Here is a 25,670-nt window from a genome sequence, read left to right as displayed (position 1 = left end):
ATGAATTTATTTAGCCCGATACAACTACGCAGTCTTGAACTTAAAAACAGGATTGTATTATCTCCCATGCAGCAATACAGCGCAAAAAACGGAGTTCCCGGCAACTGGCATCTTGTCCATTTAGGAAGCCGTGCCGTTGGTGGCGCAGGTCTTATCCTTACCGAATGTACCGCGGTTTCCGAAGAAGGCTTAGCCACTTTAAGCGACGTGGGAATCTGGAACAACGAGCAACAAAATGCCTGGAAAAACGTTGTAGATTTCGTTCACGAACAGAATGCTAAAATAGGAATTCAGCTTTGGCATTCTGGAGGAAAAGGAAGCCTAAAGCATCCCAACGAAAGAATGAAACCCCTTACCGTGGAAGAAGGCGGATGGATTGTAAAATGTTCCTCACCCACAGAGATCAACGGAGTGATTCCCGAGGAGTTATCCGTTGCAGAAATTCAGGAGCTTAAAAATAAGTTTGCCCAAGCTGCTGTAAGAGCGGTGGAAGCAGGTTTTGATACGATTGAGCTTCACGCAGGACATGGTTATCTTTTTCATCAGTTTTATTCTGCATTAATTAATAAAAGAACAGATGAATACGGTGGAAGTTTTGAAAACCGAATCCGTTTTTTAGTGGAAACCGTTCAGGAAGTGAGAAAAGTGATCCCTGAAACAATGCCTTTACTCGTAAGAATCTCTGCTGTAGATTATGTAGAAACTGAGGAAGGCTGGACACTTGATAACAGCATCCGGCTTGCAGAAATCCTCAAAAGCGAAGGTGTAGATTTTATTACCGCATCAGGCGGCGGCTTTACCAATGTAAGCAAAGACAGAGTTTTTCCGGGTTATCAGGTTCCTTTTGCTACTGCCATTAAAGAAAATACAGGGCTTTTAACAGGTGCTGTCGGAATGATCACATCTGCAAAACAAGCCAACGAAATTATCAGCGACAACAAAGCAGACCTGGTTATCATTGCAAGAGAGCATTTAAGAGATCCTTATTTTGCCATTCATTCTGCAATCGAACTGGAGCTTGATACAGAAATCCCTTGGCAATACAAAAGAGCTTTTTAAATTTGTAAAAAACTGATGATATGGAAAATCAAGGTGCATCTGTAGTAATTTCACATCATATTCTGGATGGAAAACAGCAGGAATACGAACAATGGCTGGATGAAATTGTTCCTTTAACCAGAGATTCAAAAGGTTTCATAGACCATCAGATTGTACGCCCAATTAAAGGTCTTACCTTTGTCTATACTGTTATTATCAGGTTCGATACGATTGAAAATCTCCGAAGCTGGATGGATTCTGATGCCCGTAAAAGGCTCATTGACAAAGCTGCTCCACTTTTCCGAAAAAATGACCATTATAAAATAAAATCCGGGCTCGACTTTCTTTTTGAAACTGAAAATGAAACAAAGGTTCCTGTACGTTGGAAGCAGTTTCTGGTAACCTGGTCAGCCATTTATCCTTTGTCATTAGTGATTCCATTGGTACTTCTCCCCTTTTTAAGGTTATTAAAAATTCCTGCTAATCATTATTCAGACGGACTTCTGATTTCAGGATGTATTGTTTTCCTGATGGTTTTTGCCGTAATGCCTAATTATACAAAGCTGATCAGAAAATGGCTTTTTAAATAATATTAATGACATAAAGAATCACTGTAAAATGCAGTGATTTTTTGTTTATAATAAAGGCTTTCCGCTTTTGTCTTTCCGTAGGAATCTCAACAAAGTATTTAAAATAATAATTTAGATTGACTTCGTCGAACCACTTCGTTAGGTTTCTTACGGAATGACAAACTTGATATATATTAAAAATTGTTACTATTTCTTTCTATTCATTAATAAATATCGCGCATCCCAACGACAGTTTCTGCCTGTTCATCGAACACCCATTGATTTTCAATTAAGTTGCCTGTAGCTTTACATCATCAATTAATACAAACAATTAAAACCAAAACATTATGGAAATTCTACAAACACCAGAAAACGCACTGTCTCACTCAAGTGTAACCGCTATCATCAATGCACCATTCGAAAAAGTTAACATCGCAGATTGGTTATTAAACTTACCCGATGCCGAATATCAAAGATGCTCAACACAGCACATCGGAGCCGCTATTTCTACTACTTTTGACGGCGAACCGGTTTCGTTAAATGTTGAAACAATCGGAGATGCTTTGATGGTTCAGCATTATGTAGCCACAGTGTATCGCCCGGATTATTGCAGAATGTTATCGATCTCCGATTCCATTACCAAAAACGGAAGAACGAAAGTTCAGGTTTTATGGGAGCTGAAAGCCACAAAAATTGATGACAACACGACTTTGTACACCAACGAAATTCACGCAACAGCAACTCCCGAGATGTTTGAATATCTGAAAGAGCACAATATTAATCTTGCAGATGCTGCAACGTCAAGACAAGCGGCCTCCGACGCTCACAACCACGAAGAAACACCCAACTTTGCAAAAAGTATCGAGAACAAAGCTTTGACAGGTAAATACAATCAGCCTTTTTAAAATAAACAATACATATTTTCATTAAAATCATTGGGTTTATCCGGTGATTTTTTTGTTTAAAAACAATCTGTTTGTAACCAAACGACTTTGCATTTTATTTCCCGCAATTTGTTTGGAACAAAATACATTTTACTTTAGTTTAAAACAACCCTGATTGCAACATAATAACTTTGCATTTTGTTTCCCGCAACTTGTTTGGAATAAAATGCGTTTTACATTAGTTTAAAACAACCCTGTTTATAACCAAACAACTTTGCGTTTTGTTTCCCGCAATCTGTTTTAATCAAATGCATTTTATACTAGTTTAAAACAATCCTGTTTGTAACTCAACAAATTTCAATTTCTTCTGCAACAATTCACCATCTGTCTCATCATAAAACTCAACGACTGATTTTGCCTGTTCACCGAATAGAAACTGAAAAAAGCCAGATTTGGAAGTAGCTTTACCATAGAAATTAAGAACAAGAGATAATCACTAAAAAATAATAATATTATGAAAACTTCAACTTTAAGCTTCAAATATGAGTTAGAAAAACAAAATCCCCGCACCAATGACGGTGGAACTACAAGAGGCGCTTCTGTAAAAGATTTCCCCGCTTCTATCGGTATTGCCGGAGTTTCTATGAGACTGCAGCCCGGAAGTATGAGAGAATTGCACTGGCACGCCAACGCAGCAGAATGGGCGTATGTGATTTCGGGAACCGTTCGTACAACGATTATTCATCCGGACGGAAAAAGCTATACCGATAATTTCGAACCGGGAGATGTATGGTATTTCCCCAAAGGGTACGGTCACTCGATCCAGGCGACAGGAACAGAAGAGTGCCATTTCATTCTGATCTTTGATAACGGTAATTTTTCCGAAGACCATACGTTCAGCGTTACAGATTTTGTATCCAGTGTACCGCCGGAAATTGCCGCTCAGAACTTAGGTTTAACCCTTGAAGAAGTGGCAGCATTACCGCAGAAAGAAGCCTATTTCGCAGCAGGAATTGTTCCGGATGAATTATCTTTCAATGCCACCCCAAGACCTGAAGAATCTGATATTGAATTAACCAATCTTCACCGTTATCCACTGCATTCCCAGCAACCGAGAATCATTCCTGGAGGTGGTTTGCAGAGATTGGTAACAAGTAAAGAATTTCCCATCAGCAAAACAATGGCTGGTTCTGTTCTGGAGTTGCAACCAGGTGCTTTGAGAGAAATGCACTGGCATCCGAATGCGGATGAATGGCAGTATTTTATTTCCGGACAGGCCGAGATGTCGGTTTTCTTAGCGGAAGGTACGATTGTTACGGAGCAGTTTAACGCTGGTGATGTCGGTTATGTTCCGATGGGAGCCGGACATTACATCAAAAATACAGGCGATACGGTCTGCAAAGTATTGATTGGATTCAACAGCGGAACTTATGAATCCATTGATCTAAGCGAATGGCTGGCCGGAAATCCAAAAGATGTTGTCATAACGAATTTTGGTTTAAAGGAAGGCGAAATTGAGAAATTCCCTTCGAAAAAAGTATTTATTCAACCTGAAAAATAACGGTTTTGATTGCGGAAAAATCTCTTCTGTCTTCCAAAGAAATCAAAGTACAGGAGAAATTGGCCATCTTTTTAGCCTTCATCGCAGGATATATCGACGCAACGGGATTGATCAAATGGAAAACCTATGTTTCCTTTATGAGTGGAAATACCACGCAATTGGGAGCGGCTTTTTCCAGTGAGAAATATGGAATCATCATTACATCAGTTACGGTAATTGGAAGTTTCTTAATTGGGATTTTTGCCGGGACATGTTTATCATTATGGAAAAAATGCAAGGTTAAAAGCATCGTTTTTTATATTGTTTCGGGAATTTTGATTCTTTATACTTTTATGAATTATTATCGTCGAATTCCTGTGATTCCTTCGATTGCCATCATCGGTTTTGCAATGGGAATGATGAATACGATTGTAACGACTGTTGGAAACCTGAAAGTGAATACAGATTTTGTAACCGGTACATTGAACAGCCTTGCTAAAAATATGGCAATATTCACGATGAGTAATGATGAAAATGAGAAGAACGAGGCTAAGGAAAATGCAATCTATCTCTTGCTTTTGTGGATGGGATTTTTGTCAGGTGCTGTGACAGCTCCCTTCTTATTAAGTATATGGAAAAACTGGATTTTGCTTTTACCTGCAGTTTTATTGCTAACTTGTAGAGGATTAATTTTCAATTCAATAACACCCAAAAACTAAATATTATGTTACAAAAAGGCACTGTTGCTCCTGATTTTACATTGTTTGCAACACCAGACCAGAAAATAACTTTATCTGAATTTAAAGGAAAGAATGTAATCCTAGCATTTTATCCCGCGGACTGGAGCCCGGTTTGCAGTGATCAAATGGCCCTATACAATGAAACTTTAAACTATTTCAAGAAATATAATGCTGAACTCTTTGGAATTTCCGTAGACAGCAAATGGTGTCATCTCGCATTTTCGCAATCCCGTAATCTACACTTTCCGTTGTTGGCAGACTTTGAAACCAAAGGAGAAACGGCAAGAAAATATGGGGTTTATGATGACGAAGAAGGAGAATGTAAACGCGCATTGTTTGTCATTAACAAAGAGGGTATCATCGAATGGAGTTACCTGTCTCCTACCGCCGTCAATCCAGGCGCAGACGGAATATTAGAAGCTTTAGAAAACCTTAACACACAATAATTATGTCACTAAAACCATCTGTCAGTACAACTGACCATGCCCAAGGTAACGATAATGCCGATCTTGTGATTGTAGAATACGGAGATTATCAGTGTCCGTATTGCGGAGCCGCTTATCCTGTTTTGAAAGAATTAATGAAAGAATTCGGAAGTCAGGTAAAATTTGTTTTCAGGAATTTTCCTTTGTCGGAAATGCATCAATACGCAAGACCTGCCGCAATCGCAGCTGAGGCCGCCAATCTTCAGGGAAAATTTTGGGAAATGCACGATGCGATCTACGAAAATCAGGGATCTCTGAATGAATTGTTCTTATTTGAGCTTGCAGAAAAAATAGGATTAAATGTTTCTCAGTTTAAAACAGATATTCAGAAGGCTGAACTGGAAGATAAAGTAGATTCGGATTTTGAAAGCGGAATTATGAGCGGTGTGAACGGAACACCTTCATTCTTCGTTAACGGTAATAAATTCAACGGCAGTGCGATGGATTTGTTTCAGCTGATACGTGAGAATGCGTTTGATTAACCACAAAAGGACTTTTAAGCAGTTTGTACTGCCCAAATAATTTTATATCAAATGAACGATTTTAACTTAGGTTAAGATACATTGAATTTAGCCGACCTACATTTGCTAAAGAATTAAGACAACAAAAATATTAATCACAACAATAAAAAAAGTAAATTATGAGCACACTAAAATTAAAAGACGGAACAGAGATTTTTTACAAAGACCAAGGCCAAGGACCAGTATTGATGTTTCATCACGGATGGCCATTATCTTCAGACGATTGGGACGCACAGGTTATTTTCTTCCTTCAGAGAGGTTACAGAGTCGTTACCCACGACAGAAGAGGTCACGGAAGATCCAGTCAGAATATTTATAACCACACGATTGAACAATATGCTTCTGACGCAGCAGAGCTGGTTGAATTCTTAGGTCTGAAAGATGTAATTCATATCGGTCACTCTACAGGGGGTGGTGAAGTGATCCGTTATGTGAACAAATATGCTAACGGAAGAGCGAAAAAAGCTGTGCTAATCAGTGCGATTCCTCCAGTAATGGTAAAAAGTGAAACCAATCCTGACGGTGTTCCGATTGAAGTTTTTGACAACATTCGAGACCAGACGATGAATAATAGGAATCAATTCTATTATGATTTGACTTTCCCATTTTACGGTTATAACAGAGAAGGAGCAAATATAAAAGACGGAATTCAGAGAAACTGGTGGAGACAAGGATTAATGGGGGGAATTGTAGCTCATTATGACGGAATCAAAGCTTTCTCTGAAACAGATCTAACGGAAGATCTTAAAGCCGTGGATATTCCTGTTTTAGTTATGCATGGTGAAGATGACCAAATCGTTCCTATTGCGAATGCGGCATTAAAATCAATTAAATTATTAAAGAACGGAAAACTGATTACCTACCCAGGTTTCCCTCACGGAATGCCGACTACAGAGCACGAAACTATTAATAAAGATTTGTTGGAGTTTATAGAAAGCTAACAATAAGGCAATCTCCATGAAAGCAAAAACCTTCTTTAAAATCATTAAAGAAGGTTTTTTATTTTTTTTAAAATTTATTCTGGTTATTCCTAAAACTGACATCTCCAATTTTAATAATAAAAAAACCGCTCTTTTAAAGAGCGGTTATACCATACTAAACTTAATTTTTTCTTAACAAGTAGATCCGCAAGCAAGTACTTTGATCGTAACAATACCGTTAACAACGCACTGAACATTGCATAATGTAGTTCCTACAACACCAACAGTACCTGTAACAGCACCGCCAACTGTTCCTACTACGCCACCTACAACACCACCAACTACTCCTCCTAAACCACCAATAGCACCACCTACGGCACCAACAGTACCTGTAACAACACCAGTAATGTTGTCTAGTAGCCCGTTTCCTGAAATAGTTTTCAACTCATTTCTGTTTAATTTTTTCAAATTTTTCATGTGATTGTAATTTATATGATTAATACATCACTAAGATATGAATAATAATGATATGTTTATATCTTTTTATAAAAAATAATTATTTTTTTTTATGATTTAATATTTCGTTAATATAATTGATATTTTATGTGAATTTCACTTTTGTTGCTATTTCGTTGATTTTCTAAATGTTAAAAAATGTGAAAGTATAGTTTGAGTTGTTTTTAAGGTTAATTTTTTTTCACTAATTGAATTTCTATTTCATATAAAATGGAATACAGCGTCTTTTTATAGATACAAAAGTGTTGTTTCAGGGGAGATCTAATAGTTTTTAGCTACCTGTTTACTTTACTTTTTGAGCCAGGATTGATTTTCTTTGTTCTCAGATCTCTTTTTTCCGTTATCAAAATTGTAAGCGAACCCAACTCCCAATGTCTGTTTCAGCTGTGTTTTCTCGATCTGGTTATGATCATACAATAAATCTAAGGTAACATTTGTGGAAATAAATTTATTGATCTTCATATTAAGAACACCACTATAGGAAAGAACTAATCTTTCAGGATGGTCGAGGTAATTAGAAAAAACCGAACCTGTATTGATCAGATTGATGTTCTCCATGATTTTTACCTTATATATAGCAGTACCTAGAAAACCAAATTGAAATAATGAAGAATCTCCATCGTTTTTAAGCCCATAAGTTCCTGCATATTGTAAATCTTTATCCAGTACGAAAGTCCATCTGGCATTGGCAGGTCTTAGGGTCATTGTGAAATTGTCATTCGGGCGATAGGTAACCCCTGCTCCCAAGTTCAAGTAACCCGGAGCCATAAAGTTGGAGATCTTTGGAGCTTCAGGATTATTGCCGTCTTCATAACCTGCTGCAAACTGAGTCTGTAAACTGGCTCCTGCAGAAATATACCAGTGTTCCGCGAATTCTCTACCATAATTGGTGGACAAATTGATGACATCCTGTGTTTTTCTCGTCCCTACTCCTTTAGTATTGTTTTGTCCATAACCTAAAATGATAATATTTTCCCAAAGATCTTTTCCTTTTTCATAAGTGAGATTGTAGTTGACCCCGGCAAGCCAGCCCACATTGTTGGCTCCACCACCAACCCAGTTTGAGAAGGCTGCCTGATTAAGCATTAATGTATTCTGACCTTGTATGCTCCATGCTTTTGTGGTGTCAATAACTGGAGCTTCAGACTTTTCCTGAGCTGATAGAAGCGCTCCCAAAGAAATACTAAGTGGTAATAAAATCTTTTTCATAGTCTATTAATTTCTATAAAATTAAAAATATTATTTCACTTATTGGTTATTAATTATGTTAATAATGGAGAGATGTTCGTACAGTTTTATACTCTTTTATAATAAAGTACAGTAGGAAAACCACTGCGATAAAACCGTATATGAAAAGTATAGATAAAGATAAAGTACTTACTGCCCATTCGGAAGGAAAAAATTGTGTCATTAATGTCATCAATGATAAACCGATTCCTGCACCTAAAAAATAACTGGTGCTTGTTAAGCTGGATGCGACTCCGTACTGTTGGGGTTCAGCATCGCGAATTCCCAATACGGATAAGCTCGTAAAGCATAATGTCATTCCGACTCCGGAAATGCAGGCTGCTCCGGTTAAGACCAGAACCGTTGGGTGATTAAGGTAAATGGCAAAAATTAAACATAATGCTCCTGTAAGCATAAATGACCAGCCTAAAATTCCAATTTGTACGGAATTTAGCTTTTTTGAGACAGCTGGAAGAATAAACTTGGCGATCAAGGCGGATAAAATACTAAAAGGAACAAGCATAAGTCCTGAATCGGCAGCGCTGTAGTCCATATCTTTTTGCAGCATCAGAGAAATGAGGAATAAAAAGGAGATGAAAAAAGCACCCAGGGAAAAGAAAGTAAGATTGGAAATTACCAGGGATCTGTGAGAGAACAGCTTAAGATCAACTAACGGATTGGAAATATTTTTTAAACGATAGATAAATGCACTCAATAAGACAAGAGACAGAATAACAGAACCTAAAATTAAAACGGGATTTTCCTGAATGTGAATGAATTCATGAGTGCCATAAGTCATTAGTAATAATCCCGAAACTAAAAGAATACCTGAAATCATATCTGTAGATTTCTGATTCTTGTTTTGTATATCCGAGGGAAGAAACTTATAAGACAATATAATTGTTATAAAAAGTATAGGTACATTAATTAAAAATACCCAGTGCCAACTCAGATACGTACTGATAATTCCTCCAATTGACAGACCACTCCCCGATCCGATGGCTGCAAAAGCACTGAAGATGCCTAATGCACGGTTTCTCTCCTGATCTTTCTGGAAAGTATGAGTAACAATGGATAATGCTGAAGGCATAATAAATGCGGCACCTAATCCCTGCAGTGCTCTGAATACTGCTAAAGTCTGAAAATTAACCGACATTCCTGCTCCTAAAGATGTGAGCATAAAGATTGCTCCTCCTATGATGAAAATCTTTTTACGTCCAATCTGGTCTGAAAGTTTTCCGCCAATAATTAAAAACCCACCAAAAAAAAGAACGTATAAGGTCTGCAGCCATTGTACGGTATTTGCGGTGATGTTGAACTGTGACTGAATAGAAGGTATGGTTAAATTAATAATCGCAATATCTAAAGCTTCAACAAAAGTTCCGATAGATGCTAATATTAAAATCAGGTTTTTTCTAGGCTGCATTATAACTATTTTTGTGTTTGCAAAATTAAATTTAATAGAACTTTTTATAAAATTTTAATATTAATTTAGAACGATTTTGTTATATTTATATGTTTAAAAGAATAATTGTTCTTTTTAATGTGTGATTATAATATAATACAGAACGTATGGCAACTGAAATATACACTCCGGATGAAAAAGACCTGTCCATTTTACGGATTCTGCAGAAAGATGCAAAACTGAGTATTCGTGATATTGCGGTAAGAATCAATTTAAGTCCTACTCCAACTCATGAGCGTATAAAGCGACTGGAGAAAATGGGAATCATTAAAGGATATACAACAGTTGTGGATCGGAAGAAGATCAATAAAGGCATGATGGTTATTTGTATGGTGGCTTTAAATGTTCATAACAAAAAAACGGCAGGTGCTTTTATTGAACAGGTTGGCAAGCTTAAGGAGGTAGTGGAATTTTACAATATAAGCGGAGAGTTTGATTTCATGCTGAAAATCCTGGCGGCAGATATGGATGATTTCCATGAGTTTTTCATTAATAAACTTTCCGAGATTGAGGGTATCGGCCAAACGAAAAGTATTTTTGTGATGAACAGCATTAAAGAAAGCTTTCAGATCATATAAAAAATGTCTCCAGTATGGTTGGAGACATGTATTGATTTTAATTTGGTTTTATCTGCAAGACCTGTAAGATAGTCTGGTAAATATATTCCATATCTTCAGCGGTAATGCAATAAGGAGGTACGAGATACATTACATTTCCTAAGGGCCGCATAATAATTCCCTTGTTTAAAAATTCCTTATAAAAGAATTTTCCAACCAGATTGAAATATGAAGTGTCTTGTTCTGTCTTAATATCCCATGCTAAAATAGTTCCTGTCTGACGGACATTTTCAACTTTCGGATGTTGACTTAAAATTTGAGAAAATTCTTTGTGCTTTTCAGTAATCAAACGAATATTGTCCTGGGTTTCTTTATTCAGTAAAAGCTCCATGCTTGCCAAAGCTGCTGTACATGCTAATGGATTTGCCGTGAAAGAATGCCCGTGAAATAAGGTTTTGTATTTGTCTTCCGACAAAAAAGCATTGAAAATTTTATTGGAAGACGTGGTAATTCCCATAGGCATGGTTCCGCCTGTCAATCCCTTTGAGAAACACATAATATCAGGTTTTTCCGTAAGATAATTGGCTGCGAATAATTTTCCTGTTCTTCCAAAGCCTGTGAAAACTTCATCCTGAATCAGTAAAATGTTTTGCTTTTTACAAAATTTCATTAATTCGGATAAGTCTTCAGGATTATGCATCAGCATTCCTGCTGCTCCCTGAACGAGTGGCTCATAAATAAAACAGGCAATTTCATCAGCGATATGTGAGATTTGAGATTGTAGGCTCTGTAAGTTCTCGGAAGTTGGCGTATCAATGAAGGTAACGTCAAACAACATATCTCCAAAAGGTTTTGTCCATATGCTTCTTCCGCTTACAGACATGGCTCCGAAAGTATCACCGTGATAGGCATCTTTAAAAGCGAGAATTTTTGTTTTTTTCTTTCCTTGGTTGTGAGCGAATTGAATACACATTTTTAAAGCGACTTCCACTGCAGTTGAACCATTGTCGGAGTAAAACACTTTTTCCTGATTATCTGGTAAAAGTTTCAATAAATTTTCCGAAAGCTGAATGGCTGGTTGATGGGTAAAACCTGCAAAAATAACCTGTTCTAATGTGTGTAGTTGTTCAGAAACTTTTTGAGCAATGTAAGGATGAGCATGACCATGTAAGGTAACCCACCATGAAGATACGGCATCAATATACTGTTTTCCTTTATCGTCAAAAAGATAAACTCCTTTTCCTTTCACAATAGGAACTGCGTCTTCTGCGGTCTTCATTTGGGTGTAAGGATGCCAGTTGACAAGCTTATCACGTTGCTGTAAATTCATATTTTAAAATTAAAAGAATTAACAGGTTGATTTCCAATTTTCAAACTGATTCATAGCTTTATCGACTTGTCTTTTCATTGGTTTTAATCCTAATGTCTGCAACAGTTGCATATCTTCCGAAACTCCGGGGTTTGGTGTTACCAATAAGGTTTCTCTTTCTCCTGTAAAAATGGAATTAGCTCCTGCCATAAAACACCATCCCTGTTCAAATTCTGTCATTTCTATTCTTCCCGCACTTAAACGGACCATTGAGGATGGCATGATGATTCTTGCTGTGGCAATCATTCTTACCATTTCCCAGGTATTTGTTTTTTCGTTATCCTGAAGCGGGGTTCCTTCTACTCTGGCTAATGCATTGATGGGAACTGACTCGGGGTGCTTAGGCATAGTTGATAAAGTCAGGAGCATAGAAATTCTGTCCTTATGAGTTTCTCCTAATCCGATAATTCCCCCTGAACATACTGTGATTCCTGCTTTTCTCACATTATTGATGGTGTTAATTCTGTTATCGAAAGTTCTTGTGGAGATGATTTCTTCGTAATATTGTTCAGAGGTGTCCAAGTTATGATTATAAGCATATAATCCGGCTTCCTGAAGGCGAATTGCCTGTTCTTCTGTCAGCATTCCCAAGGTACAGCAAACCTCCATTCCTAAATCATTGACTCCTTTTACCATGTCGATTACTCGGTCAAAATCACGGTTGTTGCGAACTTCTCTCCATGCTGCAGCCATGCAGAAACGGGATGATCCTCCTTCTTTTGCTTTTTTTGCGTGCTCAATTACCTGTTCTGTCGGAAGTAATGCCTGAACCTTGATATTGGTGTGATAACGGGCGGCCTGTCCGCAATATGAGCAGTCTTCAGGGCATCCACCGGTTTTTATGGATAATAAAGTTGACATTTGTACTTCTTCAGGATTGTGCCACTCACGATGAATTGTTGCTGCTTTATAGATGAGTTCAAGAAGCGGGAGGTTGTAAATTTCCTCTATTTCTTCCTTTGTCCAGTCATTTCTTAGTTGATTCTTATTCATGAGTCTATTTTTTCTAATTGTTTTACAATATTTTCTATACAGTCTTTCGTAATATTTTTCACATCAGGAATTCTGATGACTTTTGCTTCGGATGGCATATTTTTACAAATTACTCTTTCGGTATCTTGTGGGAAATCTCCGTTAAGGATGAGGTATTCAAGCTTTATTTTCCTTTGTGCTAAAGCTGAAATGGATAATAAAGTATGATTGATGCAGCCTAAGTAATTTCTTACCACCAATGCAGCAGGAATGTTTAGTTTTTCAATTAAATCAATGATAAATTCATGATCGTTTAAAGGAACCATCAAGCCTCCTGCTCCTTCTACGATGAGGTTGTTTTGAGTGTGAGGAAGACTGAATTCATTTAAATCAATGGTGATTCCTTCTTCTTTTGCGGATTGATGGGGTGAAGCGGCAAGCTGAAAGCAATACGTTTCAGGATAACAAATGGTGTTCTCTCCTGTCCATTCACTGATTTTGTTAGAGTCAGAATAATCCAGATCCCCTGACTGAACTGGTTTCCAGTAATCTGCATTGAAGTATTTCGTTAAAACTGCTGAACAAACGGTTTTTCCTACCTCGGTTCCAATTCCGGTGATGAAAAGCTGTTTTTGTCTAATGTTTTTTACTTCTATTTCTAAGTTCATGATTTCAAATATATATATCTACTTTGTAGCGGGTTTTTGTCATTTCGACGAAGGAGAAATCTATTCACGAATAGATTCTTCATTTCACGGCGTTTCATTCATAATGACAAACTACTTTAAATAAAGTCTTTAATAATCTTTGTCAATCCGAGAATCTCCTCTTCTGTATTGAAACTATGTAGGCAAATTCTTAATCGCTCTGTTCCTTCTTTTATCGTTGGACTAAAAACAGCGTATGTTAAAAATCCATTTTCAAACAAGGTTTCCTTTAAACTTCTCAATTGATGATTATCAGGAATTAGGATCGCCTGAATTGGACTTTTTTCTGAAGATGGACTGCTTAAATTCTGATCCCGGAAAGTTTTAATATTTTCCTGAAGTTTATTGGGTAATCCGTTATTCATATTTGAAAATTGATATCCTTCCCGAATGCTGTTCCAGAGAAAGTCATGGGCAGAAGTTGTATAAATAAAAGGAGATGAAAAATTAATGAGGTAAGATTTTATCAGATTATTACTTAAAACTGCGGCTCCATGACTTCCAAGAGCTTTCCCGTAAGTAATAACTGTTGCTAACACTTTATTTTGAAGCTGAAATTCATTGATCAAACCATATCCGAAAACTCCAAAAGTATGCGCTTCATCTACGATCAGGTGAGCATTGTATTTTTCTGTGATTTCAATAATTTCATGAATGGGAGCAAAATCTCCATCCATAGAATACAAGCTTTCAATGGCAACATAACAACGTCCGTTTTGCCTTTTTAAAATCTGTTCTAAATCTTCAATATCATTATGTTTGAACTTCAGTTTTTTAGCATTTGAAATTTTACAGGCATCATGTACCGAACGATGGATCATTTCATCGACAATAATAGTATCATGGCGTGTCGGAAGTGTTGAGAACAAAGAAAGATTGGCGTTGTATCCTGAAGGGAAAAGTAAAGAGGATTCGTATCCGTGCTCTTTTGCAATATATTCTTCAGTTTCATGTATAATCGTACTGTTTCCGCTTATCAACCTTGATCCGGTACTTCCCTTCAGTAGATTAGGGTTCTCAAGAATCTTGTTTAATAAGATATTTTGGAAATCTGTATTTCTCGCTAATCCCAGATAATCGTTAGAATAGAAGTCGGTTCCCTTTTGCTGAGGTTTTAAAACTCTTAAAGTCCCGTTTTCTTTTCTTTTTTCTAAAGCTTCCTGAAAATGAAGAGATTGACTAAGCATAATTCAATTGTAAAACCTCCTGTGAAATAGCGTTAATCCATTTTTCATGAAGTTCTTTTTCAATAGTTAGAACAGTATCAGCATGAGTTTTCCAGTCTTCTGAAAATTCATCCAGTTGATTGATCATTTCCTCCAAATGTCCTTCCTCTTCAAGAATAATCGACTTTACCATGATTTTTGAAGAAGTTTTGGTAAGGATTTCCTGGTAAACAGGATATAATTCATCGGCACGAACCTCGATTGCATAGGTTACAAATAGATAAGCCGCATATTTTAGTTCTTCTTTTGTTAATTGGAATACCTGCTGAAGATATTTACAGGCTTTGATGTCAAGAGAATGAAGGTATTGTCTGGTTGCTATGGGAGCTAAGAGCTCATTGCTGTTATATGTTTTACAATATTCAGGATTGATTTTCAGAATTTGCTTTTTCAGATAATAGGCATGGCGATGTTCTTCAGCGGCGTGTTTTAGCTGAATTAAGCTAACTTCCGTCGGATGTTCACAAGCAGAAATTTTCCTTGCACCGGCATTTTCCATGAATGAAAGTGTATTCAGCCATTTTGAATGAATCTCATCATGCTGAATTATTTTTTCTAAAAGATTGTAAAGTCCCATTCTCTTTTGTTTTGGTTCAAAAGTAGTATATTGCCGGATGGTTTAATGGTGCCAGTTTTTATGTTATGAGTAGTCCGGTTGAAATTCCTTATAAAAGTTTCATTAAAGTCGACAGAAATTCTGAATCTGCAATCTATATGCAGATCACTAATCAGTTAATCAATGCGATTCAAAGAGGTTTTTTACCTTTTGGAACCAAACTTCCGGGAACCAGAACGTTAAGCCAGAATTTAGAAGTTCATAGGAATACCATTGTTGCAGTGTATGATGAGCTTTTTGCTCAAGGCTGGGTAGAAAGCCTGCCCAATAAAGGAACTTTCATTATCGGTAAAAATGATGAAAAACCGATTGATTTTAATGATTTCGATAAAATAAACCTCAAAAACTATCCAAAATCCACTGGATTTAGTTTTAAAACCTCCAATATTTTAGACAATCCTTTTGAGCATTCAGATTGTGAATTTATTTTAAATGATGGCTCTCCTGATATCCGTTTAACCCAAATCGATCAGCAGTCCAGAATTTACAGCTCGACTTTAAAGAGAAAAGCCCATAAAATGGGACATTATAATCAGGACGGAAGTGAGTTTTTCAAAAAACACCTTTCCCAATATCTCAATTTATCAAGAGGATTACCGATTTCCAACAATAACCTGCTTATTACCAGAAGCACAGAAATGAGTATTTATATTGCTTCCGAGATCTTGTTGTCAGAAGGAAATACCGTTTTGGTGGGAGCTTTAAGTTATTTCTCAGTGAATATGATTTTCCAGAAAACGGGTGTTAAAATTGTTACAATTCCGATTGATAATGAAGGAATTGATGTAGAAAAAGTAAGAGAAATATGCAAACGGCAAACAATAAGAATGCTGTATCTTACTCCGCACCATCATTATCCTACAACAGTTACGTTAAGTGCTCAGCGAAGATTGGAATTGCTGAATCTTGCCCATGAGTTTGGATTCATTATTCTGGAAGATGATTACGATTACGATTTCCATTATGACAAAAGCCCCATTCTTCCTCTTGCCAGTGCAGATACAAACGGGATGGTGATTTACATCGGTTCTTTTGGGAAGTCTCTGGCTCCGGGGTTTCGTACCGGATTTATTGTAGCTCCCGAAAATCTTATGACTGAAATGAGAAAATATCTGGGAATTATCGATAGACAAGGAGATATTCTGATGGAGCATGTGTTGGGAGAAATGATTGCAGAAGGAGAAATCAACCGATATTTAAAAAAGTCATTGAAAGTTTACCAGGAAAGGCGGGATCATTTTGCAGATATGATTCAGGAGAATATTGGAGAATTTGTCCGTTTTCAAAAACCTGCGGGAGGTCTTGCAATATGGATGGAACTTGATGTTAAAATCAATCTTATGCAGCTCAGTAGAAACTGCTTGCAGAATAATCTTTTTATTCCTAAAACCCTTTTATATCAAAATCAGGAACTAACGGCAATGAGGCTTGGATTTGGTAATCTGAATATCCATGAAATGGAAAAAAGCGTGGGAATTCTTTCTGAAAATCTAAGGAAGTTACTATAATCACTTTTATTTAAAAACCGTAAAAGTACTATTTTATGCTTTTACGGTTTTTAAATTTATACTTTTAATGAAGTGTTTTTTTCATCATCAGATCAGTCTGCTCTTCATTCCCTAATTTGAAAATATGGGTATCAAACTGAACAAAACCATTTTTCTTGTAGAAGTTTACCGCTCTCAGGTTTTCTTCCCAGACTCCTAACCAAAGGTATTTTTTATTTTCTTCCTGAGCGATTTCCAATGCTTTTTCGTAGAGGATCTGTCCTACTTTTTTACCATGATGACTGCTTTTTACATAGATTCTTTCAATTTCCAGAGAAGTTTCATCCTGTAATTCTGTCTGCGCTTTTCCTGAGTTTACTTTTAAATACCCAACCGGAAGGCTTTCTTCCCAGGCAATAAAGAATTGAGAATCGGGATTATTGATTTCTGTGGTTAGTTTTTCCGTCGCAAAGCTTTTATTCAGATAGTTTTGCATTTCTTCTTCGGAGTTATGGGCAGAAAAAGTTTCATAAAAGGTTTTTCTTCCCAAGCTTTGTAGGGTTGATAAATCTTGTATCGATGCTTTTTTGATGAGTATTGACATTATTGGTTTAATTTAATGATAAGTTTTTTGATTTCGCTTTCTGAAAGTTCAGTTTTTGTTTTATGATTTATAATTTCCTGCAAAGCTAATAGATAAGCTGCCTTAAATGCATTTTCCTGACTTACAATTTTGTCTGGAATGATTCCGATATGTTCCCAGTTTTTCCCCGAATAAGTAGATGTTATTTTTCCGTCCGGAACCAATAAAAGATACTTGTTCTGAATATAATAAGGATCGACAGGATTAGCGGCGCCTCCGGTTTTTTCACCAATTACTTTTGCTAATTTTCTTTCCTGTAAAAAATAAGCCAAAGCCTCTCCGGCAGAAAATGTTTTCGGGCTTGTAAGAATATAAATGTTTTTGTTGAGATATTTTTTACCTGCAACGTTTGATTGTATTCTGTTTTTTACTGTTTTTCCTGAATTTCGGAAATAGGTGGTGTATAAAATTTCTTTTTCATCTAAAAAATAACTACAAAACTCAACAAGCATTGCATTGTCCCCGCCTCCATTTTCCCGCAGGTCTATAATTAGAGAATTAGTGTTAGTGACAAAATTCATGGCCGCTTCCAGGGGTTTCTTACTGGATTTCAGTTCTGCAAATCCTTTGTAATTAATATATCCGATATTGCCTTCCAGTCTTTCAACTTTTTCGAATCCATAATTCTCAAGACTGTTGCTGAAGTTGTCTTGCTTTTCCCGTTCTTTCTCGTTAATAGGATTTTGAGCGGAGTAATTGTCTAAATATTTAACAAAAAAATGTTTGTCTTTTGTCACTGTTCTTAACTTTTGAGTCAAATTTTTAGCAAATTCTTTTTCATCTAATGAATTGAAGTTTCCGGATTTAATTTCGATTTGAAATAAGGAGTCTATGCTTTTAAAAACCTTTTCGTCAATATAATTCTCTTTGATTTTGTCCGAAATTTCAGTGAGTATTTTTGTTTTATCATTTTGTGCAAATAGTAATGAACACAATAAGATCGAGCTTAGTAAGCCTATTTTTTTCATTGATGATTAATTTGATGCAAAAATATCTGAACGGGCAAAGTTAGAATTGTAAAAATGTAAACTCAGATAAAAAGCCAAAGATTTTTATCTTCCGTATTTACATTTTCAAAAAATTTATGAGGCTGAATTTTCGTTAAATCTTTAAAATTTTTAATGAAATGTGATTGATCATAGAAGAGGTTTTCATAAGAAAGCTCGGTCAAATTTTTCACACTTTTATTTAAACTAACAGAATTTCTAAACCGTTGAATTTTTCTAAATTCAGAAGCTGACTTACCTAAAAATTTTGTACATAGTTTGTTTACATATTGCCTTGAAATACTATGTTTTGCTGCAATCTCCTCAATTTTTAAATCTGAATCTAAATCATTAACAATAGACTGAACAGTGGTTAATTCTTTTTCCTGATATTTTGAAAGAAAATACTTTTCCAGCATATCAATCTGATTTTTTCTGTCTTGTTTAGTCAAGATAGTTTTCATAACTTCTTTACAATCTGATGAAATGATTTCCTGTTCTAAAAAACGGCTTTCAACCGAACTAAAAAAATGATAGATTCCTAAAGGCTTAAAATAAACGGTAATTTCATTGATGGGCTGTTTGTAACGAATTTCCACAGGAGAATTGCAACGCGAAACAAAGTCAATAAAAATATTTTCCTCATTGGATGCAGAAATTTCCACCTTGTTTTGATCGCGAAAAAACAAAACATTTTCACAAGCTGAAATAATAAAATAATTATCAGGAAATGTGATATAATTCAATGTTGCATTGGAATCATCTTTTGCAATAAAGTAATACCCTTCAATATATTTTTCAAGAACCGGGTGATTAGGTTTGTAGAAATTAACTTTCATTTTAAAATATCTGGACTGTAGAAATCATTTAAAAATAAAATCTGAAGAAAAGTCTTCAGATTTTAAATTTACGAAAATAGAATTTTGTTAAACGCTTCAGAAGCTAAATGAACCTGTACCGTCCAGTCATCAGCTGCATCGCTTCCTGCGTCGTCAGAAATATACTTTAAGCACAGAAACGGAATATTCTCTTTCATGGCAATTAATGCTAAAGGATAAGCTTCCATATCAACAATATTATAAACGGTTTCAGAATGGTTCATTTCAAAGCTGTCGCCACTTCCGCAAATCCCTTCGGGAAGGTCATGTTTTCTGAGTCCATATTCCAAAACGGGAGGTATTCCGGAAAGTGGAGTTTCATACAATTTAAATCCAAGACCTCTTACATCCATATCACGCTGAATGAATTTTGTGCAGCAAATAACCTCTCCCTTGTGAAAATTTTTGCTTCCTGCAGAACCTAAGTTTACGATTAGTTTCGGTTTTCTCCTGTGGATTTCTTTTGTAAGCTCCATAGCAGCATTTACTTTACCAATGCCTGTAATTAATTTATTTTTATCGTTAAAAACCTTTCCCGCTTCAGAATCTAAGGCAAAAACGAAAAGAATATCTTCAAGAGCAAATTGATGTTCTTTATTTATTGTTATCATGTTTTCCTCCTAAAATTAAATTTCACATCCGTCTGTATCACAAGAAGCTCCTTTATCAGAAAGGTTTTTTAGAGGACTTACTGTTTCATTATAAGTTTGTTGAAGAGCATTTTCAAAAAGTTCTACAGGCTGTGCTCCGGAAACCGCATATTTACCGTTCAAGACGAAGAAAGGAACTCCAGAAACTCCATTATTTCTTGCTTCCAGAATATCCTGGTTGATCTCATAATCAAAGTCTTCAGAGGTTAAAGCCTGTTTTGCTTCCTCTTTGTCAATACCCAAAGATTCGGCTAAAGAAATTAAGGTTTCAAGATCTCCCACGTTTTTCCCGTCAATGAAATGAGCAATAAAGAGCGCTTCTTCCATTTCGTTGGCTTTATTATATTTTTTTGCCAAATGCAATAGCTTGTGAGCCGAAAAGGTATTCGTAATTAAAGCTTTTTCAAAATTAAAATCAATTCCTGCTCCTTTTCCCATTTGCATAACCTGGCCAATCATTTGCTGTGCCTGAGCTTCAGGAAAACCTTTTTTCTCTTTGAAATATTCCGTAGTATTTTTGGTTTCTTTCGAGTCTAAAGTAGGATCAAGCTGAAAACTCTTCCACTCTACTTCCACTTCGTCTTTGAACGGCATTTTTTCCAAAGCCTTTTCAAAATTGTTTTTTCCTATATAACAAAACGGACACATTACATCCGACCAGATTTCTATTTTCATATCTTAAAAAGTTTATTCAAAATTAAGACATTTAATCCTCGCCAAAAAATTATTAAACTATTCTTTACAGACAATCGCCGTATTTTCTTTTTTCTCCAGAATGCTTCTGAAGATCATCATTAGAAATGCCAGTAAACCAAATATAAAACCAATCCAAGGGATATATTCTACTCCTTTTGTAACAATAACCCAACCTCCGATTGTTGTTCCTAAAGTAACCCCTAGATTTCCGAATGAAGTCGCTAAGCTATTGGCAAATTCTAAAGAATCGGGAACAGAAGAAATCATATAGGTGGAAGCATTTAAAAAACTAGGAGAATACATGAAACCCCAAATTCCGATAACGACGATTGTCGAAAATACATTTCCGTTTGAAATATATAATAATACTGGGATTAATACAGTTCCCGAAAGAAAAAATGCCGTTGTTTTTGTAACATTTTTATTCAACATTTTACCTGCAATCCAAGTCGATAAAACTCCTATGATTCCAAATACAAAAAGCATATAACTTATCATGGTTTCGTTCATGCCTTTAGCTTTATTCAGATAGTCAGCAAAATAACTATAGGTGGAAAACCAAGCCGTAATCATAAAAAAGTTAGTAGCCGTACTTAAAATAAAAGTAGGCTGAGATAAAATTTTAAGCTGACTTCCTGAAGATTTCTTCTCTTTTACAGGCATGGAGGGAAGCATAAAATAGATGGCTAATAATGCAATAAGGCTTACAATTGTTTGAATGAAAAAAGAATATTCCCAGGAATATACACTTGAAATCCATGTGGCAAAAGGGACGGTTGTTACCATTGCGACAGTTACTCCGCTAAATACGATACTCATTAATTCATTTTTTTTCTCTGGTGCTGCCTTTGAAACTGCAACGGATAAAGCTGTTGCTATATAAACAGGCTGTAAAAAAGCAGGAAGTATCCGTACCAGGATCAATATCCAAAAAGGTGGAGAAAAAGCGGAGATAATTCCTGTAACAAGAAACAGAAAAATAGAAATAAACATTATTTTCTTACGGTCGAAACTGGCAGTCAGTAAAGTCATAAACGGACCTGTAAGTGCTATAATCAATGCAAAAGCGCTTAAAAGATATCCGGCTTTATCAATACCTATTTTATAATGCTCTGCAATTTGCGGTAAAATCCCGATCACTCCGAATTCGGTTGTAATGACTGCTACAAATCCTAAAAATCCTATATAAGCGTATTTTTTCATTACTCTTTATCTTAAATTTTCTTTTACAAATGTTGCTATTTCATCAGTAGCTAACTTTGCTTCCTTTAAACTTCCCATATGCATAAAGCCGTGAACCATATCTTTGTAAAAGACAATCTTAACATTGATGCCGAAAGCTTCCATATTGTTGGCAAGTTGCTGGCCTTCATCTTTTAAAGGATCATGTTCAGCTAACAAAACAAGTGTTGGTGGTGTATGCTTAAAATTTTTAATTAATATCGGAATGGCTACAGGATTTGCCTGGTTTTCCGGTTGTGGTAAATACCAATTCCAGGCTCGGATTCCTTCTTCTTTATTAATAATTGGCCCGTTTTCGTAATCTTTCCATGATTGGGTATTCAATTTGTTATCGGCAGCTGGATAAATTAATACCTGAAATTTTAATTGATCTCCGAGCTGAGTGGAGATACTGGCCGCTAAAGCTCCGCCTGCACTATCCCCAATGATTCCTATTTTACTTTTATCTATATTTAAATTTTCTGCATTTTTAATGATCCATTCAACCGTTGATATACAGTCTTCAAACCCTGCAGGAAAAGGAAATTCAGGAGCGAGACGATAATCAATAAATACAATAGTTGATCCTGTTGCATTTGCCAATTTACGGACAATTGAATCATGGGTTTCAAAACTTCCCGAAACAAACCAGCCTCCATGAAGATAAATAATTGCTGATGACTTCTCATTCTGGCTTCCATTTGGTTTATACATTCTTAGAGGAATCTGATGGTCTTTCTGAGGAATATTAAATTCCTCAATTGTTTTTACGGCTTCTTTTTTACCGTTTAACTGAACTGCCATTGTTTCATATCCTTTTCGGCTCATGTCGACTTCATTTTGTGCGTCAAATACCTGTATTTTTTGTAGATGTTCCGTTATTTTTATGATTTCGGGGGTTAATTTCATTTCGTTGGTTTTATAATTATTCTTTATGGTGGTACAGGAAATTAATCCGGTTAATAGTAATATGCTGAAGAGTTTCTTCATGTTTTTGTTAATTGTGATACAAAATTAAAAGGAAGTCTTAAATTTGCATAGTACACAGTCAATTGTATGGTACTAACAAATTTCTAAGTAATGGCAAAAAGAAAAGAAAATTCAACGAACAGTATTAACGAACTATATATTACTCAGGAATGTGATCTTACCTATGCCGTATGTAAAATTGGCGGAAGATGGAAACTTTTAATTTTATGTAAGTTGGAGGATGGTAAACTGCGTTTTAGTGAAATTCGTAAAAGAATTAACGGAATTACTGAACGAATGCTTACTCTTCAACTCCGGGAAATGGAAAAAGAAGGTTTGGTAAAAAGAACTGTTTATGCAGAAGTGCCTCCAAGAGTGGATTATGAACTGACTGAAATAGCAAAAGAGCTGATCCCAATCTGGAAACAGCTCGATAAATGGGGTAAAAAACACCGTGAATTAATTCAGGGAGAGGTTATTACTGTTGATTGTGCTCAGCAGGATTTGAATTAAGTTTACCGATCAGTTACCAACAGAAATTCTTTTACTGAATATCAAATGGGCTATTAATGCTAATATTGCCATGGTTGCTCCTATAAAGCAGACACCGCTCCACTGTGCGTACTGCCATGCTACTGAAGCTGTCCAGGTACCTAAAGAACCACCAATAAAATAAGAAACCATATAAACAGTATTCAATCTGTTAACTGCATTGGATTTGATTAAAAAATAGTTGGTCTGATTCATAATATGGCTGGATTGAACGCCTAAATCGACTAGAATTACCCCGACAATTAATCCCCAATAAGTTTCTCCTGCAAAGTAAGTAAATGCCCAACTTCCTAAAACCACTAATAATGAATAGAAAATGATTCTGTTTAGATCTAAAAACTGTTGAAGTTTTCCCACTTTTGCTGCTGCTAAAGCTCCGACTGCTCCTGCTAAACCGAAACTTCCGACCACCGACGATCCTGCATTGAAAGGAGGTTTTTCCATGTGGAAAACCAGGGTTGTAAACAATGCACACATCGATCCGAAAGCCATCGCGCCACGGAAAGAAGCCAGTCTTAGAACAGGCTGTGTTTTTGCCAGATGGAATACGGATTTCATCAATTCACCATATGTTCCTTTAAAATTAGGCTGTAGATCAGGCAGCATTTTATACACTGCAATCCATACCAAAACCATGATTCCGGCTGCAATTCCGAACATGGCTCTCCAACCCCACATCTCCCCTACAATTCCGCCCACAAATCTGGATAAAAGGATCCCCAGTAATAATCCTGACATGACAATACCGATATTGGAGGACTTTTCTTTATCAGAAGATAATTCTGCGGCAATAGGAACGAATAATTGAGGTATCACCGAAGTGGCTCCGATCAGCAAACTGGCTACATACAGCATCCATAGCTTCTGAGCAAAAGTCATCCATAGTAATGAAGCAAAAACCAAAACCAGATCGATTAGAATTAATTTTTTACGGAAAAGTTTGTCTCCCAAAGGAACAATGAGCAATAATCCTGCTGCATATCCCAATTGTGTAAGAACCGAAATTTTACTCGCAGCAGCTTCCGGAATCTGTAAATCTTCAGAAATAAGAGCCAGCAAAGGCTGGTTATAATAATTATTTGCCACTACAAGTCCGGAAATTACGGACATCAACCAAATAACAGTACGAGATATACCGCTGGTAGAATTCATCTGCATAAATTTTGTGTAAGTTTTGAATTTTGCAACACAAAAATACTCATTTTAAGATTAAGCATTTCATTAGGAGTTCATCGGTTTTACCAATGATCCATATTGAGAAAAAGCTTTTTCTGTTTTAAAAATAATAAGGAACTTTACAGTATGAAAATTATACCATTAAAAGAAGGAAATTTTTCTACCAATAAAACCAAAGATTTTACGCTTTTAACAGATGAAAACAAAGACACTGTTAAAGGAATTAAAATGTCGGTCACTCCTTTTTTAATTATTACAGAAAATGATGCTATTCTGCTGGATGCAGGAATTGGATGGAGAAATGAAAATGGAGAAACGGTAATTTCTGAAATTCTCAAAAAAGAAAACATTGATCCAAATAAGGTAACTAAAGTTTTGTTATCACATCTTCATAAAGACCATATTGAAACAGTGATCATTAGAAATGAAAACGGATTTAAAGCTACTTTTCCTAACGCTGAAATCTATATTCAAAAAAGAGAATTGGATTTTGCTTTGGAAAATAAAGGAAATCATTCTTTTGATTTTGATACGCTGGAAAAATTAATTGAGCTGGATAATATAGTCTGGATGGATGAAAATAAAGGGAATATTACAGAGGAAATCTCCTTTGAGGTTGTTGGTGGTCACACTCCATTTATGCAGGTTTTCTGGATCAAGGAAAATAACGAAACTGTTTTTTACGGAGCTGATGACCTTCCACAGGAATCTTATTTAAAATATCATCTTGCCTATAAAAGTGATTTTGATGGTAGAAGGGCAATGGAGCTACGATTAAAATGGCAGCAGGAAGCGATAGAAAATCACTGGAAAATATTATTGTATCATGATCTTGATAAAGCCTTTATAGAATTTTAACCTAATATAATTTGGTTTTCTTTAAGTTTAAAATTAAGAACGGTATTTTTAGATTTCAATCATTAAGATATTAAGGCTCATTAAGATAAAAGCACTATCTATTTTTATAGGTATCTTTTAAATTTCTTAATGCCTTGATGGTTATTATAAAAAGAAACAAGATAGGTCCAAATAAAAAACTCTTCTCTAAAAACAGAGAAGA

Annotated in this window: 28 protein-coding genes; 12 read left to right on the top strand and 16 right to left on the bottom strand. The window is 35.9% G+C overall.

Annotated elements, in window-relative coordinates; all coding sequences use genetic code 11:
• The 8 genes from MKS83_RS03200 to MKS83_RS03165 all read left to right on the top strand — a co-directional run bounded on the left by MKS83_RS03200 (position 1) and on the right by MKS83_RS03165 (position 6,718).
• Positions 1 to 1,059 (top strand): NADH:flavin oxidoreductase/NADH oxidase, encoded by a 1,059-nt coding sequence (locus tag MKS83_RS03200; protein WP_240581936.1) that lies wholly within the window; start codon positions 1 to 3, stop codon positions 1,057 to 1,059.
• A 20-nt stretch (positions 1,060 to 1,079) separates the two neighbouring features.
• Positions 1,080 to 1,628, top strand: coding sequence for an antibiotic biosynthesis monooxygenase (locus MKS83_RS03195; RefSeq protein WP_240581935.1), 549 nt, complete (start codon positions 1,080 to 1,082; stop codon positions 1,626 to 1,628).
• Positions 1,629 to 1,954: 326 nt separating this feature from the next.
• Positions 1,955 to 2,512: a hypothetical protein gene (locus MKS83_RS03190; protein ID WP_240581934.1), complete on the top strand. Its 558-nt coding sequence runs from the start codon at positions 1,955 to 1,957 to the stop codon at positions 2,510 to 2,512.
• A gap of 493 nt (positions 2,513 to 3,005) precedes the next feature.
• A complete protein-coding gene (locus MKS83_RS03185; RefSeq protein ID WP_240581933.1) occupies positions 3,006 to 4,052 on the top strand; it encodes a cupin domain-containing protein in 1,047 nt (348 codons plus the stop codon).
• Between the two features lie 5 nt (positions 4,053 to 4,057).
• The gene (locus MKS83_RS03180) at positions 4,058 to 4,750 is read left to right on the top strand and encodes a YoaK family protein (RefSeq protein ID WP_240581932.1); all 693 of its coding nucleotides are present in this window, start codon (positions 4,058 to 4,060) and stop codon (positions 4,748 to 4,750) included.
• A 5-nt stretch (positions 4,751 to 4,755) separates the two neighbouring features.
• Positions 4,756 to 5,217, top strand: coding sequence for a redoxin domain-containing protein (locus tag MKS83_RS03175; protein ID WP_240581931.1), 462 nt, complete (start codon positions 4,756 to 4,758; stop codon positions 5,215 to 5,217).
• 2 nt (positions 5,218 to 5,219) lie between these two features.
• Entirely contained in the window at positions 5,220 to 5,738 is a 519-nt protein-coding gene (locus tag MKS83_RS03170; RefSeq protein WP_240581930.1) for a DsbA family protein, read from the top strand.
• A gap of 158 nt (positions 5,739 to 5,896) precedes the next feature.
• Positions 5,897 to 6,718, top strand: coding sequence for an alpha/beta fold hydrolase (locus MKS83_RS03165; RefSeq protein ID WP_100375689.1), 822 nt, complete (start codon positions 5,897 to 5,899; stop codon positions 6,716 to 6,718).
• Between the two features lie 171 nt (positions 6,719 to 6,889).
• Here MKS83_RS03165 and MKS83_RS03160 read toward each other — a convergent pair whose 3' ends face one another.
• From MKS83_RS03160 to MKS83_RS03150, 3 genes are all read right to left on the bottom strand, one after another.
• A complete protein-coding gene (locus MKS83_RS03160) occupies positions 6,890 to 7,174 on the bottom strand; it encodes a bacteriocin-like protein (RefSeq protein ID WP_157798719.1) in 285 nt (94 codons plus the stop codon).
• A gap of 327 nt (positions 7,175 to 7,501) precedes the next feature.
• Positions 7,502 to 8,422: a DUF3078 domain-containing protein gene (locus MKS83_RS03155; RefSeq protein WP_240581929.1), complete on the bottom strand. Its 921-nt coding sequence runs from the start codon at positions 8,420 to 8,422 to the stop codon at positions 7,502 to 7,504.
• A gap of 58 nt (positions 8,423 to 8,480) precedes the next feature.
• Positions 8,481 to 9,866, bottom strand: a complete 1,386-nt coding sequence (locus MKS83_RS03150) for an MFS transporter (protein WP_240581928.1) — start codon at positions 9,864 to 9,866, stop codon at positions 8,481 to 8,483.
• A gap of 146 nt (positions 9,867 to 10,012) precedes the next feature.
• Between MKS83_RS03150 and MKS83_RS03145 the strand changes: the two genes are divergently transcribed.
• Complete coding sequence (locus MKS83_RS03145) at positions 10,013 to 10,483, top strand: Lrp/AsnC family transcriptional regulator (RefSeq protein WP_240581927.1); 471 nt, start codon at positions 10,013 to 10,015, stop codon at positions 10,481 to 10,483.
• A 37-nt stretch (positions 10,484 to 10,520) separates the two neighbouring features.
• On the opposite strand, the gene bioA is transcribed toward MKS83_RS03145, so the two are convergent.
• The 5 genes from bioA to MKS83_RS03120 form a co-directional block, all read right to left on the bottom strand.
• Entirely contained in the window at positions 10,521 to 11,792 is a 1,272-nt protein-coding gene (gene bioA / locus MKS83_RS03140; protein ID WP_240581926.1) for an adenosylmethionine--8-amino-7-oxononanoate transaminase, read from the bottom strand.
• A gap of 18 nt (positions 11,793 to 11,810) precedes the next feature.
• On the bottom strand, positions 11,811 to 12,824 hold the full coding sequence (bioB, locus tag MKS83_RS03135) for a biotin synthase BioB (protein WP_240581925.1): 1,014 nt from the start codon (positions 12,822 to 12,824) through the stop codon (positions 11,811 to 11,813).
• Positions 12,821 to 13,471, bottom strand: a complete 651-nt coding sequence (gene bioD, locus MKS83_RS03130; RefSeq protein ID WP_240581924.1) for a dethiobiotin synthase — start codon at positions 13,469 to 13,471, stop codon at positions 12,821 to 12,823. Before bioD ends, bioB begins: the two co-directional genes overlap by 4 nt.
• A gap of 116 nt (positions 13,472 to 13,587) precedes the next feature.
• Entirely contained in the window at positions 13,588 to 14,697 is a 1,110-nt protein-coding gene (locus MKS83_RS03125; RefSeq protein ID WP_240581923.1) for an aminotransferase class I/II-fold pyridoxal phosphate-dependent enzyme, read from the bottom strand.
• Complete coding sequence (locus MKS83_RS03120) at positions 14,690 to 15,313, bottom strand: hypothetical protein (protein WP_240581922.1); 624 nt, start codon at positions 15,311 to 15,313, stop codon at positions 14,690 to 14,692. Before MKS83_RS03120 ends, MKS83_RS03125 begins: the two co-directional genes overlap by 8 nt.
• 65 nt (positions 15,314 to 15,378) lie before the next feature.
• Between MKS83_RS03120 and MKS83_RS03115 the strand changes: the two genes are divergently transcribed.
• The gene (locus MKS83_RS03115) at positions 15,379 to 16,860 is read left to right on the top strand and encodes a PLP-dependent aminotransferase family protein (protein WP_240581921.1); all 1,482 of its coding nucleotides are present in this window, start codon (positions 15,379 to 15,381) and stop codon (positions 16,858 to 16,860) included.
• Positions 16,861 to 16,924: 64 nt separating this feature from the next.
• Here the strand turns inward: MKS83_RS03115 and MKS83_RS03110 are convergent, their stop codons facing one another.
• The 7 genes from MKS83_RS03110 to MKS83_RS03080 form a co-directional block, all read right to left on the bottom strand.
• Positions 16,925 to 17,443 carry a GNAT family N-acetyltransferase gene (locus MKS83_RS03110; protein WP_240581920.1) on the bottom strand — a complete coding sequence of 173 codons (519 nt, stop codon included), beginning with the start codon at positions 17,441 to 17,443 and terminating at the stop codon, positions 16,925 to 16,927.
• Positions 17,443 to 18,450: a S41 family peptidase gene (locus tag MKS83_RS03105; protein ID WP_240581919.1), complete on the bottom strand. Its 1,008-nt coding sequence runs from the start codon at positions 18,448 to 18,450 to the stop codon at positions 17,443 to 17,445. Before MKS83_RS03105 ends, MKS83_RS03110 begins: the two co-directional genes overlap by 1 nt.
• A gap of 62 nt (positions 18,451 to 18,512) precedes the next feature.
• Positions 18,513 to 19,307, bottom strand: coding sequence for a helix-turn-helix domain-containing protein (locus tag MKS83_RS03100; RefSeq protein WP_240581918.1), 795 nt, complete (start codon positions 19,305 to 19,307; stop codon positions 18,513 to 18,515).
• A 68-nt stretch (positions 19,308 to 19,375) separates the two neighbouring features.
• Entirely contained in the window at positions 19,376 to 19,957 is a 582-nt protein-coding gene (locus MKS83_RS03095; protein WP_240581917.1) for a nucleosidase, read from the bottom strand.
• Positions 19,958 to 19,972: 15 nt separating this feature from the next.
• The gene (locus MKS83_RS03090) at positions 19,973 to 20,671 is read right to left on the bottom strand and encodes a DsbA family protein (protein ID WP_240581916.1); all 699 of its coding nucleotides are present in this window, start codon (positions 20,669 to 20,671) and stop codon (positions 19,973 to 19,975) included.
• 57 nt (positions 20,672 to 20,728) lie between these two features.
• Positions 20,729 to 21,895, bottom strand: coding sequence for an MFS transporter (locus MKS83_RS03085; protein ID WP_240581915.1), 1,167 nt, complete (start codon positions 21,893 to 21,895; stop codon positions 20,729 to 20,731).
• Positions 21,896 to 21,901: 6 nt separating this feature from the next.
• A complete protein-coding gene (locus MKS83_RS03080; protein ID WP_240581914.1) occupies positions 21,902 to 22,903 on the bottom strand; it encodes an alpha/beta hydrolase in 1,002 nt (333 codons plus the stop codon).
• Positions 22,904 to 22,993: 90 nt separating this feature from the next.
• Between MKS83_RS03080 and MKS83_RS03075 the strand changes: the two genes are divergently transcribed.
• Complete coding sequence (locus tag MKS83_RS03075) at positions 22,994 to 23,395, top strand: winged helix-turn-helix transcriptional regulator (RefSeq protein ID WP_240581913.1); 402 nt, start codon at positions 22,994 to 22,996, stop codon at positions 23,393 to 23,395.
• Between the two features lie 9 nt (positions 23,396 to 23,404).
• Here the strand turns inward: MKS83_RS03075 and MKS83_RS03070 are convergent, their stop codons facing one another.
• The gene (locus tag MKS83_RS03070; RefSeq protein ID WP_240581912.1) at positions 23,405 to 24,586 is read right to left on the bottom strand and encodes an MFS transporter; all 1,182 of its coding nucleotides are present in this window, start codon (positions 24,584 to 24,586) and stop codon (positions 23,405 to 23,407) included.
• Between the two features lie 150 nt (positions 24,587 to 24,736).
• On the opposite strand from MKS83_RS03070, the gene MKS83_RS03065 reads away from it, so the two are divergent.
• The gene (locus MKS83_RS03065) at positions 24,737 to 25,468 is read left to right on the top strand and encodes an MBL fold metallo-hydrolase (protein ID WP_240581911.1); all 732 of its coding nucleotides are present in this window, start codon (positions 24,737 to 24,739) and stop codon (positions 25,466 to 25,468) included.
• Positions 25,469 to 25,670 lie beyond the last annotated feature (202 nt).

The organism is Chryseobacterium sp. Y16C, assembly GCF_022488405.1.
GTDB classification, from domain to species: Bacteria; Bacteroidota; Bacteroidia; order Flavobacteriales; family Weeksellaceae; genus Chryseobacterium; species Chryseobacterium geocarposphaerae.
This window is presented reverse-complemented; position numbering and strand designations above follow the sequence as displayed.

What these genes read in the sequence shown, in the direction of transcription:
- MKS83_RS03070 (WP_240581912.1), bottom strand. Translation starts at nt 24,586, where the DNA reads ATGAATTCTACCAGCGGTATATCTCGTACTGTTATTTGGTTGATGTCC.
- MKS83_RS03120 (WP_240581922.1), bottom strand. Translation starts at nt 15,313, where the DNA reads ATGGGACTTTACAATCTTTTAGAAAAAATAATTCAGCATGATGAGATT.
- MKS83_RS03125 (WP_240581923.1), bottom strand. Translation starts at nt 14,697, where the DNA reads ATGCTTAGTCAATCTCTTCATTTTCAGGAAGCTTTAGAAAAAAGAAAA.
- MKS83_RS03065 (WP_240581911.1), top strand. Translation starts at nt 24,737, where the DNA reads ATGAAAATTATACCATTAAAAGAAGGAAATTTTTCTACCAATAAAACC.
- MKS83_RS03105 (WP_240581919.1), bottom strand. Translation starts at nt 18,450, where the DNA reads ATGAAAAAAATAGGCTTACTAAGCTCGATCTTATTGTGTTCATTACTA.
- MKS83_RS03175 (WP_240581931.1), top strand. Translation starts at nt 4,756, where the DNA reads ATGTTACAAAAAGGCACTGTTGCTCCTGATTTTACATTGTTTGCAACA.
- MKS83_RS03150 (WP_240581928.1), bottom strand. Translation starts at nt 9,866, where the DNA reads ATGCAGCCTAGAAAAAACCTGATTTTAATATTAGCATCTATCGGAACT.
- MKS83_RS03170 (WP_240581930.1), top strand. Translation starts at nt 5,220, where the DNA reads ATGTCACTAAAACCATCTGTCAGTACAACTGACCATGCCCAAGGTAAC.
- MKS83_RS03100 (WP_240581918.1), bottom strand. Translation starts at nt 19,307, where the DNA reads ATGAAAGTTAATTTCTACAAACCTAATCACCCGGTTCTTGAAAAATAT.
- MKS83_RS03190 (WP_240581934.1), top strand. Translation starts at nt 1,955, where the DNA reads ATGGAAATTCTACAAACACCAGAAAACGCACTGTCTCACTCAAGTGTA.
- bioA (WP_240581926.1), bottom strand. Translation starts at nt 11,792, where the DNA reads ATGAATTTACAGCAACGTGATAAGCTTGTCAACTGGCATCCTTACACC.
- MKS83_RS03160 (WP_157798719.1), bottom strand. Translation starts at nt 7,174, where the DNA reads ATGAAAAATTTGAAAAAATTAAACAGAAATGAGTTGAAAACTATTTCA.
- MKS83_RS03195 (WP_240581935.1), top strand. Translation starts at nt 1,080, where the DNA reads ATGGAAAATCAAGGTGCATCTGTAGTAATTTCACATCATATTCTGGAT.
- MKS83_RS03095 (WP_240581917.1), bottom strand. Translation starts at nt 19,957, where the DNA reads ATGATAACAATAAATAAAGAACATCAATTTGCTCTTGAAGATATTCTT.
- MKS83_RS03155 (WP_240581929.1), bottom strand. Translation starts at nt 8,422, where the DNA reads ATGAAAAAGATTTTATTACCACTTAGTATTTCTTTGGGAGCGCTTCTA.
- bioD (WP_240581924.1), bottom strand. Translation starts at nt 13,471, where the DNA reads ATGAACTTAGAAATAGAAGTAAAAAACATTAGACAAAAACAGCTTTTC.
- MKS83_RS03090 (WP_240581916.1), bottom strand. Translation starts at nt 20,671, where the DNA reads ATGAAAATAGAAATCTGGTCGGATGTAATGTGTCCGTTTTGTTATATA.
- MKS83_RS03145 (WP_240581927.1), top strand. Translation starts at nt 10,013, where the DNA reads ATGGCAACTGAAATATACACTCCGGATGAAAAAGACCTGTCCATTTTA.
- MKS83_RS03085 (WP_240581915.1), bottom strand. Translation starts at nt 21,895, where the DNA reads ATGAAAAAATACGCTTATATAGGATTTTTAGGATTTGTAGCAGTCATT.
- bioB (WP_240581925.1), bottom strand. Translation starts at nt 12,824, where the DNA reads ATGAATAAGAATCAACTAAGAAATGACTGGACAAAGGAAGAAATAGAG.
- MKS83_RS03200 (WP_240581936.1), top strand. Translation starts at nt 1, where the DNA reads ATGAATTTATTTAGCCCGATACAACTACGCAGTCTTGAACTTAAAAAC.
- MKS83_RS03115 (WP_240581921.1), top strand. Translation starts at nt 15,379, where the DNA reads ATGAGTAGTCCGGTTGAAATTCCTTATAAAAGTTTCATTAAAGTCGAC.
- MKS83_RS03080 (WP_240581914.1), bottom strand. Translation starts at nt 22,903, where the DNA reads ATGAAGAAACTCTTCAGCATATTACTATTAACCGGATTAATTTCCTGT.
- MKS83_RS03165 (WP_100375689.1), top strand. Translation starts at nt 5,897, where the DNA reads ATGAGCACACTAAAATTAAAAGACGGAACAGAGATTTTTTACAAAGAC.
- MKS83_RS03075 (WP_240581913.1), top strand. Translation starts at nt 22,994, where the DNA reads ATGGCAAAAAGAAAAGAAAATTCAACGAACAGTATTAACGAACTATAT.
- MKS83_RS03110 (WP_240581920.1), bottom strand. Translation starts at nt 17,443, where the DNA reads ATGTCAATACTCATCAAAAAAGCATCGATACAAGATTTATCAACCCTA.
- MKS83_RS03185 (WP_240581933.1), top strand. Translation starts at nt 3,006, where the DNA reads ATGAAAACTTCAACTTTAAGCTTCAAATATGAGTTAGAAAAACAAAAT.